This is a genomic window from Enterobacter sp. BIDMC 29 (assembly GCF_019378755.1).
In the GTDB taxonomy this organism is placed as follows: Bacteria; Pseudomonadota; Gammaproteobacteria; order Enterobacterales; family Enterobacteriaceae; genus Enterobacter; species Enterobacter ludwigii.
Map to the genome: position 1 here is coordinate 1,468,223 of NZ_CP080000.1, position 12,740 is coordinate 1,480,962.

Below are 12,740 nucleotides of genomic sequence, written 5' to 3' on the forward strand. Positions count from 1 at the left end.
AAATTAAGCCTAGAGTATTCAAATGCTTAAAGAGTTATCCCATCGTCTACAACACTGTAACGACATAGCGGTACGTATAAACAATGCCAACGATTCACAGCTGCAAGAACTGAAAACGCAGTTGGCCCAGCAGATGAGTAAGCCCGTGGGACTACATACTATGGGCATCCCTGCGACAATCAGCACCCTCGGGGTGATTGTCAGTTTTGCTATTCCGCAGCTATGGTTGGGCTACGGCGTATTCGCCGCACTCAATCAGCCGGCAGAAAAGGTATTTGTGTGGGTAGTGTTGATTGCCCTTCTTTTCGCCGGCATCAACGGTCTGACGATGTTTATGATGGGTAAAGGCAGCATTCGCGCCGTGCGGGTACATCTTTCTCTGGCATTCATAAGCCTTCTGCTGACGGTCGTTTATCTGCTTGCAGCTCTGAGCGGCACCATCTGGCCAGGCGTCAATTTAACAGCCGCACTGGTGAGTGTTGTCATGTTGCTGCTCAGCGGTTTCTGTATACGACCTCCTTCCTTCTATAAGATGCTGCTATTTACCCTTCATAATCGCGCCTGGCGCCAGCAAATCCGCCAGACACGCAATAACATGCAGCGTTAAACACATTCCCGCCACTACTGGCGGGACTTCGCTCTGTGACTGCGCAACCTTATCGCTCGGTCGTGGAGATCAAAAAATCAATCAGAGCTTTCACCCTTTTTGTTTTCCCCGCATTTTTCGGGTAATAGAGATACACTGGCGGATAGGTTTTCCAGAAGCTCTCCATCACAGGTACAAATTGTTCCCGATCTGGCTGTAACCGCCAGATGGGTTCGAACAAGCGCCCAATTCCCAGTCCGTTACGAATTCCGTCTGCCATAACATCAATATCGTTGCTGATTAACTGTCCGGGCATTTCAACGGTTAACTGTTCTCCGCGATCGTTCAGGATCAACGGAAGGATGCGGTTGTTAGTGATAAAACGGTAACCAATCAATCGGTGATGACTGAGATCTGCCGGCACCTCAGGCATACCCTGTTCAGCGAGATAGGCAGAGGATGCGTATAACCCTTCACGAAACGGTTTCATTAACGGCCGTGCTACCACCCCACCCTCCAGAATATCGCCAAAACGAATCCCCAGGTCAAAACGCTCCTCGATAATATTCACGGTACCGTCGAAGACCGAAATTTCCAGTTGAATCCTTGGGTATTGCTGACAGAACGCAACCATTGCAGGCTTGAGAATTAACAGATAGGCGAAACGCGAGAGCGTAATTCTTACCACACCAGAGGGTTCCTGATTCCGATCGCGAAGGCTTTCCAGCGATTTTTCCAGCGAATCCACCGCGGCGGCAGTTTGTTCCAGCAACTGTTGCCCGGTTTCGGTCAGCTCAATACGCCGGGTCGTGCGCACAAAAAGCGGATGTCCAATATGCTCTTCCAGCAACTTAAGCGCATTGCTGACGGAGGGCGGCGTGATTTCAAGTTTCCTCGCGGCTGCCGAGATATTTCCTTCACGCGCAATGCTCTGAAAGATGCGGATCTGATTATAAAGAGCGTTATTCATAGCATTTTCCTTAAGCAATTACCGCCTGATTATTAAGTACAGACTAAAGATGCTTAAGTCAATGCTCGCCTTATCTTCATACATTGAGGTTCTTATACTTTCTGCTCTTCTCACTGAAAACTGATTACTGGAGCGACTGATGCGAATTTTATGTCTGGATATTCCCGCCGCGGGTGCATCGCCGGAAAAATATGCACCGCACCTTACTGCTGAAGCATTGCACGCCTGGGGGCTGTATAAATCCGGCGTCATCCGCGACATCTACTTTCGTCAGGACAGACCCGGCGTCGCTATTTTCCTTGAATGTGACGCTGTCGAGGAAGCGATGAACGTAATGGCCGAATTCCCTCTGGCGAAAGCAGGCTTATTAAGCTTCGAGTGCATTCCTCTTGGCTCCTTTATTAACTGGGAAAATCTCTTCTCAGAAGAATTTAAAAACTAAAAGCACGGCGTGGCTGACGTCCTGTCTTTTTAAGACGCTGCATCTGAAAACACGCCTGAGTTAAACATCCATCAATTCTGCATAACTGATTGAAATGAAAAATATCCTTATCGTTTCCGGACATCCAGAACTTAACCATTCTGTCGCCAACGCCACCATCCTTGACGAGGTGGCGACAGCCCTGCCCGACGCTGAAATTCGTCGTCTGGACTGGCTCTATCCGGACGGCAAATTCAATATCGGAGCGGAGCAGGAAAGCCTGCTCAGGGCCGATGTGATTGTCTGGCAGTTCCCTTTTTCCTGGTACGGACTCCCGGGACTCATGAAACAGTGGCTGGATGAAGTTTTTGTTCACGGTTTCGCGCATGGTTCAACGGCGAAACTGGGTGGTAAAAAGCTGGTTCTCTCCTTCACAACGGGGGCACCGCAAGCGCTTTACACCGCTGACGGTTTCTTTGGCCATACCATTGAGGAGTATCTCATTGCGTTCGAGACGACGGCAAGGCTGTGCAATCTTGAGATGCTGGCACCGGTTTATACCTGCGGTATCAGCTACGCCGACAGGGATGCCGAGAAAATCGCCCAGCAAAAAACGCTTGCCCGGGAGCACGCGTCAAGGCTTGTCGACCTGCTTAACGCTATTGGTGAATAATTCGGAAGGAGAATAACGATGCAGTATACCCGGCTCGGTAAAAGTGACTTACTTGTCTCTCGCATCTGCATGGGATGCATGGGGTTTGGCGATCCGTTGACAGGCCAGCATCGCTGGACGCTGGACGAAACGGAAAGCCGGCACATCATTCGCTACGGCCTTGAACAGGGCATCAATTTTTACGATACCGCCATCGCCTACCAGAACGGTTCGAGTGAACGGTTTGTTGGCCGGGCATTGCGTGACATGGCGAAGCGCGATGATGTGGTGCTGGCTACAAAGTTTCTGCCGCGGACGCCCGCGCAAATTGCCGAGGGGATCAGCGGAAAACAGGCAATAGCCCGCTCGCTGGATCTGAGTCTGCAAAATCTGGGTATGGACTACATAGACCTCTACATTTACCACATCTGGGATTACAACACGCCCGTTCTTGAGGTGCTTGAAGCGCTGCATGCCGCCGTTACTGCCGGCAAGGTGCGCGCTATAGGGATCTCAAACTGCTACGCCTGGCAGCTGGCTAAGGCGAACGCGCTTGCAGAACGCGAAGGACTGACGCCCTTTGTTTCCATGCAGAGTCACTACAACCTGATTATGCGTGAAGATGAACGTGAACTCTTCGGTTTATGCGCTGAGGATGGGATTGCGTTGACGCCCTATAGCGCGCTGGCAAGCGGCCGCCTCTCCCGTAAAGAAGGCCACACGCGGCGAGCCGTCGAGGATGACTACGCCCGCGGGAAGTATGACCGTACGGCAGAACAAGATCGGATCATTATCGAACGTGTTGCCGAGCTTGCCGAACAGTATCAGGTATCCATGACGGAAATATCACTCGCCTGGCTACTGACCAGGGTCACCTCACCCATTGCTGGTGCCACGCAAAAACGTCATGTCGAAGGTGCGGTAAATGCCGTGAGTCTGCAGCTGAGCCCGGAGGCGATCCGCTATCTGGAAGAATGCTATCAGCCCCACTTTCTGACGGGGGTTATGGCGCAAAATACGCCGCATACCAAAGACGTTAAGCAGGTCTGGACGCGGTAGCCTGTTTCTGGTTTAGAAAAAGGATCATCATGAAAAAGAGTCTCATGTTTTTAGCTTACCTGCTAATAAGCAGCCCTGCCTTTGCAAAAAGTCAGGGCATACAGGATACGCCCGTGATGAATATCGTTGAGATAAGCATCACACCCGATCGGGACAGGCATTTTGATGAGGTTGCCAGGCAAACAATCACCGCTTCGGTTGATCATGAAGTGGGCACGCTGGCGATGTACGCGCTGAAACGCAGTGACAATGCGCGTCAGGCATATATGGTTGAGCTTTATGCAAGCGAGTTGGCCTACCGCAAACATCTGGATGCCGCTCCATACAAAGCGTTTGATGCTCAAGCTCCTGATATGATTGATCGGAAGCTGAAAATCACACTGGTGCCGCAATTTACAGGGGACAAACACATCATACCCGATGAGCGGACCATCAATAATCTGGTGGTAGTCGAGGTGAAGCCGGAATATCAGACCGAATTCAAAAACATTGTCCTTCCTGAAATGGCTCAGTCGCTCAACATAGAAAAAGGCGTGCTTGCCATGTATGCCGCGACAGACGTAGATGATCCCCACCGCTGGTATTTCTATGAGATTTACGCCAGTGAGGAAGATTATCAACTCCACAGACAGACGCCGCACTTTAGGGATTATCTAAAGCAAACGGCGCACATGAGTACCCGTAAAACGTCTATTCCTGTCAAACCATTATTTCTGCGTAATAAAGGCGGGATAACCGCAGAAATCGCCCCTGGCGGCTAAAGCGTAGAAAAATGGCGTTTACGCAGGCCTGGTGTGATACATTCCGGGCGCTCTAATGACCACCACACATGACAGGTATGCAGAACATAACTCAACAATTTCGCTGGCTTCTGCTTGTTATCCCGTCACTGAGCGGTTGTGGCACCCTCTCGCAAATGTCCTCCCCGGCAGGAACACAGGAACTCCTCACCCATAAATCGCTGGACGGCGACGTTGATAGCGTGGTCCGTCACTATATGGCGCAAAAATCCGTTCCTGGGATGACGGTTGCGGTGATCCATAATTACGGTTCTCCGCAGTTTTACAGTTGGGGCGTAACCGATGCGGCCAATCGCTACCCGATCGGGTCCAATACCTTGTTTGCCCTCGGTTCGCTCAGCAAAGGGATTACGGCGGAAGTGGTGGCTTGTCTGGTGAACGAAGGAAGGCTGAGTTGGAACGATAACCTGGCGACATTGCTGCCACCGGGTACGCCCTTAAGCGCAGATGCACAAAAAATTACTCTACTGGAACTGGTGACCCACACCTCTGGCCTGCCCCGTCAGAATATGGATGTTCCGATGCTGGGAAAATTCATCAGCTATTTAAGCAGTGGCGATAACTTTTATGGCGAACTGGATAGCGATAACGTATTGCGCTATTTAGCCAACTGGCATGCACCGCAGCATAAAATGCCGCAATACTCTAATACCGGCTATGCCCTGATTGGCTATATCCTGAAACACAAAACCGGCGAAGATATTCAGAGTTTAGCCTCGCACTATATTTTTCAACCGCTGCAAATGGCTAACAGTAGTTTTACTCCCCAGACGTTAAAGGGATACCCGCAGCGTGCGCTTGGCCATGCTGGCGATCAGCCCAAATTCATCCCGCGCGGGCAGCTGACGCCCGACTGGCATTTTTCCAACAACATGGTAGCGGCAGCGAGTTTATACAGTAACGCCGAAGATCTGGCCGCGTATGCCCGCTATCACGTGGCGACAACCGACAATCGCTTATTGGATAGCGTCTTTGCTGAAGTCAGTAATACCGATATTCAACGCCCCGATGGTGTACAGGGTATTGCCTGGACCACCGACTTTATCGGTCTGGAAAAAATTACTTATCAGGTAGGCTATATTGGCGGCTACTCAAGCTTTATCGGTTTCGATAAACAAAAAGGCAATGCGGTAGTCGTGCTTCAAAATGCGTTTAACTGGAGTAACTATATTGGTATCGCACTATTAATGGATATGGCGAAAAACGATAGCCAGAGAGAAGAACATTCTCGCGCGCTGTAACCTCGCCTGGTCATGTCTGCAAACCAACAGCAGCGCTTCTCCGTATCGGCATGATACTGCTCAGCGGTGGCTGCATTCTTAGAAGACCTTCTAAAAGATGCTGAAAACGCCCCTCACTCGAGGGGCGTATAGCCGTGACATCCACCACGCGCCAGTTAATTCGCCTGATTCATACGGCGATGTTTCTCTGCCTGTTGCTGATGAATAACAGAAGACGGCCCATTGTTCACCGTTTCATGCACAACGGCGGCCTTCTCATGCTCATTCATCGCGGAGAAAGACTTTGCCGATTCGGGAGTATTACAGGGGCCAGCTTTGAGCATTTTCTTGTGCATCTCAGCCATGGTTTGATGCGCAGTTGCCTGAGCGTTATTAACCTGGTCGTGCATGTTGATCGTTTCTGCTGCCCAGCCAGATGAGGTGACAGCCATAATGGTGACAATGGATAACAGGATCTTTTTCATGGTCGAATCTCCTAAGTTTACATACTCTGCAATATCGCTGAATGAAAAGTCAGAGATAAATGCATCGGCGTCTGAATTATCATTGATTATAAAAACCGACCTCTGTTTATCCCGTGACGGGCTGATGACATTTCTGTCACTGGGCCATACGGGGAATAACCCCCTGCCCCATACGCATAAAAAAGGACACTCCAGCGTGTCCTTTTAATATCGTCGCGCGTTTATTTATGTCTTCGCAGCCAGATTAATTTGTAGGCGGCCGGAATAATGAACAGGGATAACAGCGGAGCCGTAATCATTCCTCCAATCATCGGCGCGGCTATCCGGCTCATGACTTCTGAGCCCGCACCGGTTCCCCAGAGGATGGGCAACAGACCGGCAATGATAACCGCTACGGTCATTGCTTTCGGTCTCACGCGGAGTACCGCCCCCTGATAAAGGGCTTCATCGAGACCTTCCGCGGTAAAGGTTTCCCGCTGGGCAAGCGCCGGATGGGCTTCAATGGCATGACGCAAATACATCAGCATCACCACGCCAAACTCTGCTGCCACCCCGGCCAGGGCAATAAAGCCGGTTCCGGTCGCCACGGACATATGGAAGCCCTGCCAGTACAGGAACCAAATTCCGCCGACCAGGGCGAATGGCAGACTCATCAGAATAAGCAGTGCCTCATCAACACGACGGAATGCCAGGTATAACAAAATGAATATGATCATTACCGTCATCGGCACCATCAGTTTCAGTTTTTTATTGGCGTGCTCCAGCAATTCAAACTGTCCGGAGAAAGAGACACTGGTGCCCGGTCTTAATTTTACGTGCTGGCTGATAGCGGTTTTAATGTCGTTTACAACCGACACCATATCCCTGCCACGAGCATCAATATAAATCCAGCTGGCAGGGCGGGCATTTTCCGTTTTCAGCATGGTAGGTCCGGAAACGACACGAATATCAGCGACATCGCCCAGGGTAATTTGCTGTTTCATGGGCGTCAGAATGGGCATCTGTTTCAGTGCCTGTGGGCTGTTTCGGTAATCCTGAGGGTAGCGGATATTGATCGGGTAACGGGCTACGCCCTCAACCGTCTCGCCGGTTGTTGCGCCACCGATGGCTGATGAGACAAACAGCTGCACATCACCCACCGTCATTCCGTATCGGGATGCTTTCTCCCGGTTGATATCCACGTCGATGTAGCGTCCGCCTTCCAGACGTTCTGCCAGGGCTGAAACCACGCCCGGCACGGTTTTGGCCACCGCTTCGATACGTTGCGCAGTGGCATCAATATCAGACAAAACGGTGCCAGACACCTTGATACCGATTGGGCTTTTAATGCCGGTGGAGAGCATATCTATACGGTTACGGATCGGCGGTACCCAGAGGTTAGCCAGGCCGGGCAAACGCACGGTCTTATCCAGCTCATCAACGATCTTGTCAATCGTCATTCCTGGTCGCCAATGATCTTCAGGTTTGAGCTGAAGGGTGGTTTCGACCATTTCCAGTGGCGCGGAGTCGGTCGCCGTTTCGGCCTTACCGGTCTTACCAAATACGGACGCCACTTCAGGGACGGTTTTGATTAATTTGTCTGTCGTCTGCAAGAGCGCGGCAGCCTCCGCCGGCGATACGCCAGGTAACGTTGAAGGCATGTACAGCAGGTCGCCCTCATTGATCTTTGGCAGAAACTCCCCCCCGACCTGACTCAGCGGCCATATGACCGTAAAAATTGTTAACGCCGCAACCAGCAAGGTCGTTTTCGGCCAGTGGAGCACGCGAAGCAATAACGGGTGATAGGCATTAATCAGCAGTCGGTTCAGCGGGTTGCTGGTCTCCGCGGGGATTTTCCCTCTGATCCAGAACCCCATCAGTATAGGAATGACGATGATTGCCAGCGCGGCCGCGCCCGCCATGGCATACGTCTTCGTGAAGGCCAGCGGCCCAAACAGGCGCCCTTCCTGTCCCTCAAGCGTGAAAATGGGGATGAACGACAAGGTGATGATCAGCAGGCTGATAAAGAGCGCCGGGCCCACTTCAACGGACGCATCGGTAATGACCTTCCAGCGGGTTGCGTTGTCTATCTGCTCCCCAGGGTGTTGATGATCCCACTCTTCCAGTCGTTTATGCGCATTTTCAATCATCACAATGGCGGCATCCACCATCGCCCCCACGGCAATGGCAATCCCGCCCAGAGACATAATATTGGCGTTTAGCCCCTGGAAATGCATGACGATAAAGGCAATGCACAGGCCAAGCGGCAGAGAAACGATCGCCACCAGCGCAGAGCGGATATGCCAGAGGAACAGCGCACAGACGATGGCCACCACGATAAACTCTTCAAGGAGTTTGTTACTCAGGTTATCAATGGCGCGGTCAATTAACTGGCTGCGATCATAGGTAGTCACCACCTCGACACCCTCTGGCAGGCTGGCTTTCAGCGTCTCCAGCTTGTCTTTTACTGCGGTAATGACTTCACGTGCGTTTTTCCCCGAGCGCAGGATCACGACGCCACCAGCAACTTCGCCCTGGCCGTTAAGCTCTGCAATGCCGCGCCGCATCTCCGGGCCCGTTTGCACGCGGGCCACATCGCGCAGATAAACCGGCACGCCGTTCTCGCCCGTTTTCAGGACGATATTATTGAAATCATCAATGGACTGAAGGTAACCGCTGGCGCGGACCATGTACTCCGCTTCCGCCATTTCAATGGATGATCCCCCTGCTTCCTGGTTAGATGATTCGAGAGCCTGTTTAACGTCGGGCAGCGTGACACCGTACTGCGCTAGCTTCAACGGGTTAACCTGAATCTGATACTGCTTAACCACGCCGCCTACTGACGCAACCTCCGCGACGTTAGGGATGGTTTTCAGTTCGAATTTCAGGAACCAGTCCTGAAGGGAACGCAGTTCTGCAAGATCGTGTTTTCCACTGTGATCCACCAGGGCATATTCAAATATCCAGCCTACACCGGTGGCATCTGGTCCTATTTCTGAGCTTACACCGGCAGGCAATTTGCCCTGAACCTGGTTCAGGTATTCCAGAACGCGCGAGCGGGCCCAGTACAGGTCAGTACCGTCTTCAAAAATGACGTACACATAGGAGTCGCCAAACTGGGAAAAACCACGCACGGTCTTTGCGCCGGGTACCGACAGCATGGTTGTCGTGAGCGGATACGTGACCTGATTTTCAACAATCTGCGGAGCCTGACCGGGATAGCTGGTTTTAATGATCACCTGCACATCAGAGAGATCGGGCAATGCATCGACAGGGGTATTGATGATAGTCCATGTTCCCCAGACGCTGAGAAACAAAGCGCCCATCATCACCAGGAAACGGTTGGCGACGGAGCGCCGGATAATCCATTCAATCATCATCGTCTCCTTAATGGCCCGAATGCGCGTCGTCAGTTTTTTCAGGATGACGCATGCGCTCTAATGCACCGCTAATATTGGCTTCGGAGTCAATCAGGAACAGACCGCTGACCACGACAGCATCGCCTTCGCTCAGTCCGCTGCCAATCGCGGACTGCTGCTGAGATTCATGCAGAACATGAATGCTTTTCGGCACAAAACGCCCTTCCGCATCGACCACAATCACCCGCTGTTCTTTGCCCGTATCAATCACGGCCTGGGATGGGATCAGCAGCATCTCCTGGCTCCTGGCGTTCAGTTTCAGGTAGGCGTTCATGCCGGGTTTCAGGCTTTCGTCTTGGTTGGAGACCTGCAGACGGACCTGCAGCGTGCGGGTAGTTTGATCCACGCTGGGGAGAATGTTCCATTTTTCAATGGCAAACGATTTATCCGGATACGCGGGCACTGAAATTTCAAACTGTGAGCTGTCTTTGAGAAGATACGCAATGGATTCCGGCACGGCCGCACTGATCCAGACCGGATCCATCCCCTGTATCTGTGCCACCACGTTATCTTTGGTAATGTTCATGCCCGTGCGCAGGTTAAACGCCGTAATCACGCCATCTATGGGGGCCTTGATAGTAAAACGGGTCTGGATACTCCGGGTCGCACGCAGTCGTTGAACATCCTCTTCCGGCATGCCGGCAAGACGTAGTCGCTCCAGAACACCTTTTATCTGGGTAGGGGTTCCGCCGGTACCCGATAACAACAGGAACTCGCTTTGCGCTTCCACCCATTCCGGAATGGTGATATCGATAAGCGGCGTCCCTTTTTTGACATGATCGCCCACGGTCAGTGGGTACACTCTCTCGACGAAACCCTCAGAACGCGCCTGCACAATGACAAACTGATATTCGTTATAACTGACGTTGGCCGGTATGGTCTGGGCGTAATTCAGCGCTCCCCGCGTCACTTTCTGCGTTTTGAGTCCCAGGTTCTGAACCTGCGTCGGGTCAATACGAATACCCTCACTGCTTTTTTCGTCATTTTCATCGGCATATTTCGGCACCAGATCCATATCCATAAACGGAGACTTGCCGGGTTTATCAAACCGGGTATCCGGCTTCATCGGGTCATACCAGAAAAGTACCTTTCTCTCCGTCGTGGTCTGTTCTGTTTTTTCTGCGGAATGCACAGACTGCCAGGCGATAACTGAAATCAGCCCTCCTGCAATAAGGCTGCCGAGGGTGACGGCAGCAAACTTTATTCTTAAAGAGGCCATGCTTTTTCTCGCTATTTAATGCTCTTGAGTAAAGAGATATTGCCCTGCTGAACAAACGTAAAATTAACGTGGCTGCCGGCTTTTAAGGCGAGAATAGTTTCGTCTGCCTGGACAAAGGTGAAACGCATGGTCATGGCGGGCCAGCCAATCGCTGGAATAGCATCGTGCGCGATAGTGATTTTTTTAGTGCTCAGATCAACCGCTTTCACCACGCCGGTTCCCGCGATAACCTGCTCTGGCGTGGCTTGTGCGGCTGTGCTCATCTCCCCGTGCTGATGTGTTTCAGCATGCAGGCCTGCAGAAAATATAACGGAGAGTGCACCCAGTACGACCGCGTTAAATAAACTGTTCATTTTTTGATTTCCTGATGGAGTAATTAAAAGGAATTACTCAACCCAACCGCCACCCAGCGCGGTGAATAAGTTAATTTCATTCACCTGTCGGGAATAGATAAGGTCGAGAATGGTTTGTTGTGTTGCAAAAAGAGAACGTTCAGCATCGAGCACTTCAATGTAACTGACCGCGCCACTGGAATATAAACCTCTGGCTCGCTGCAGGGTGATATGTAGCGAATCAAGATAACGCTGCTGGGCGTCAAGTTGCTGACTGATGCTGTCCCGCAATGCGAGCGCGTCGGCGACCTGTTTAAAAGCCGCCTGAATTTTTTGTTCGTAATTGACGATTGACTGCTGCTGGCGAATTTCAGCCAGTTTGAGATTGGCTTTATTCCTTCCGGCATTAAAAACAGGAATGTCAATTTTCGGAATAAAATTCCACATCCCGTTTCCTGCGGTGAAGAGGCTGGATAATTCCGTACTGCTTGCTGAAAGCCCGCTGGTTAGCGTAATGGACGGGAAAAAGGCGGCGCGCGCCGCGCCAATATTGGCATCAGCCGCTTTCAGTTGATACTCCGCTTCCATAATGTCCGGGCGCTGAAGCAATATTTCTGACGGCAGACGAGGCGGCAGTTTGACGGGTGAAATCTCATCGACGCTGCCTCCTTTCTCTGCCGGCAGCGCGCGATAGGTTCCCAGAACCTGCTGCAGGGCATTATTGGCCTGAGCCAGCTCGCCTTCTCTTTTCGCTATTTCTGCACGGGTACTTTCAATCTGCCCCCGGGCCTGTTCAAGTGCCAGAACGTTGGTGCTGCCCGTTACCAGCTGTTGTTCAACAAAAGCCCAGGATTGTTGATAGTTTTTTAGCGTATCGCGGGCAATACGACGTTGTTTGTAGGCCAGTTGCTGGCTGAAATAGCTCTGCGACACGCTGGAGACAAGCAGGATATGCACGGCACGGCGGGCCTCCTCGCTGGCAAAATAGTTCTGTCTGTCAGCATCACTCATATTCCTGAGCTTGCCGAAGAAATCGAGTTCGTAACTGAGGTTCAACCCTGCGTCGTACTGCTGTGTGGTCGGCTTGTCCGTTTTCAGCCCACCGCTGTAGGTTACACCTGACGAGGCATTCAGCTGCGGATACCGGTCGGCATCCGTCACGTTGAACTGCGCGCGCGCCTCTTCAACCTTGAGGGCGGCCATTTTTAAATCACGGTTGTTATTCAGGGCTTCGGCGATCAGTGCTGCGACCTGAGGATCGGTAAAAAAGCTACGCCATCCGCTGTCGTGATACCCCGCCACCACCGGTGTGAGGCTATTTCGGGATAACGAGAACTGCTGCGGAACCGGTGCTGGCGGACGCGCATATTCTGGTGCCAGCGAGACGCAGCCTGCCAGGAAAAATATTGTGCTAATGCTAAGTCGTTTTAATGTGCACATCACGCTTCTCGTCCAGGCAGGCCTGGTAAATGTTTCAAATGAAGTCCAGAGTATTACCAGGGTTACTCTACAGCGTGCTTCCTGTTTGCCTGGTGACAGGATAATGACAATGTTGTCATTCTTAACGTAAGTCATTGATAACGGTTTGAGGCTCTCTA

Annotated in this window: 12 protein-coding genes; 6 read left to right on the forward strand and 6 right to left on the reverse strand. The window is 51.7% G+C overall.

Annotated elements, in window-relative coordinates:
• The first annotated feature begins 22 nt into the window (after positions 1–22).
• Positions 23–607 (forward strand): hypothetical protein, encoded by a 585-nt coding sequence (locus JTA15_RS06605; protein ID WP_219373006.1) that lies wholly within the window; start codon positions 23–25, stop codon positions 605–607.
• 49 nt (positions 608–656) lie between these two features.
• On the opposite strand, the gene JTA15_RS06610 is transcribed toward JTA15_RS06605, so the two are convergent.
• On the reverse strand, positions 657–1,556 hold the full coding sequence (locus JTA15_RS06610) for a LysR family transcriptional regulator (protein ID WP_219373007.1): 900 nt from the start codon (positions 1,554–1,556) through the stop codon (positions 657–659).
• A 139-nt stretch (positions 1,557–1,695) separates the two neighbouring features.
• Here JTA15_RS06610 and JTA15_RS06615 point away from each other — a divergent pair, with 139 nt between their 5' ends.
• From JTA15_RS06615 to JTA15_RS06635, 5 genes are all read left to right on the forward strand, one after another.
• Positions 1,696–1,998 (forward strand): hypothetical protein, encoded by a 303-nt coding sequence (locus JTA15_RS06615; protein ID WP_032680999.1) that lies wholly within the window; start codon positions 1,696–1,698, stop codon positions 1,996–1,998.
• Positions 1,999–2,092: 94 nt separating this feature from the next.
• Complete coding sequence (locus tag JTA15_RS06620) at positions 2,093–2,650, forward strand: NAD(P)H-dependent oxidoreductase (protein WP_047744661.1); 558 nt, start codon at positions 2,093–2,095, stop codon at positions 2,648–2,650.
• 18 nt (positions 2,651–2,668) lie between these two features.
• A complete protein-coding gene (locus tag JTA15_RS06625) occupies positions 2,669–3,688 on the forward strand; it encodes an aldo/keto reductase (protein WP_219373008.1) in 1,020 nt (339 codons plus the stop codon).
• A gap of 29 nt (positions 3,689–3,717) precedes the next feature.
• Entirely contained in the window at positions 3,718–4,449 is a 732-nt protein-coding gene (locus JTA15_RS06630) for a putative quinol monooxygenase (protein WP_219373009.1), read from the forward strand.
• A gap of 77 nt (positions 4,450–4,526) precedes the next feature.
• Positions 4,527–5,729: a serine hydrolase gene (locus tag JTA15_RS06635; RefSeq protein WP_219373010.1), complete on the forward strand. Its 1,203-nt coding sequence runs from the start codon at positions 4,527–4,529 to the stop codon at positions 5,727–5,729.
• A gap of 155 nt (positions 5,730–5,884) precedes the next feature.
• Here JTA15_RS06635 and JTA15_RS06640 read toward each other — a convergent pair whose 3' ends face one another.
• The 5 genes from JTA15_RS06640 to JTA15_RS06660 all read right to left on the reverse strand — a co-directional run bounded on the left by JTA15_RS06640 (position 5,885) and on the right by JTA15_RS06660 (position 12,582).
• Entirely contained in the window at positions 5,885–6,193 is a 309-nt protein-coding gene (locus JTA15_RS06640) for a Silver-binding protein (protein WP_219373011.1), read from the reverse strand.
• A gap of 221 nt (positions 6,194–6,414) precedes the next feature.
• The gene (gene silA, locus JTA15_RS06645) at positions 6,415–9,549 is read right to left on the reverse strand and encodes a Cu(+)/Ag(+) efflux RND transporter permease subunit SilA (protein WP_219373012.1); all 3,135 of its coding nucleotides are present in this window, start codon (positions 9,547–9,549) and stop codon (positions 6,415–6,417) included.
• A 10-nt stretch (positions 9,550–9,559) separates the two neighbouring features.
• A complete protein-coding gene (locus JTA15_RS06650; protein WP_219373013.1) occupies positions 9,560–10,810 on the reverse strand; it encodes an efflux RND transporter periplasmic adaptor subunit in 1,251 nt (416 codons plus the stop codon).
• An 11-nt stretch (positions 10,811–10,821) separates the two neighbouring features.
• On the reverse strand, positions 10,822–11,163 hold the full coding sequence (gene cusF / locus JTA15_RS06655; RefSeq protein ID WP_014170083.1) for a cation efflux system protein CusF: 342 nt from the start codon (positions 11,161–11,163) through the stop codon (positions 10,822–10,824).
• Between the two features lie 33 nt (positions 11,164–11,196).
• Positions 11,197–12,582 carry an efflux transporter outer membrane subunit gene (locus JTA15_RS06660; protein ID WP_219373014.1) on the reverse strand — a complete coding sequence of 462 codons (1,386 nt, stop codon included), beginning with the start codon at positions 12,580–12,582 and terminating at the stop codon, positions 11,197–11,199.
• Positions 12,583–12,740: the final 158 nt, after the last annotated feature.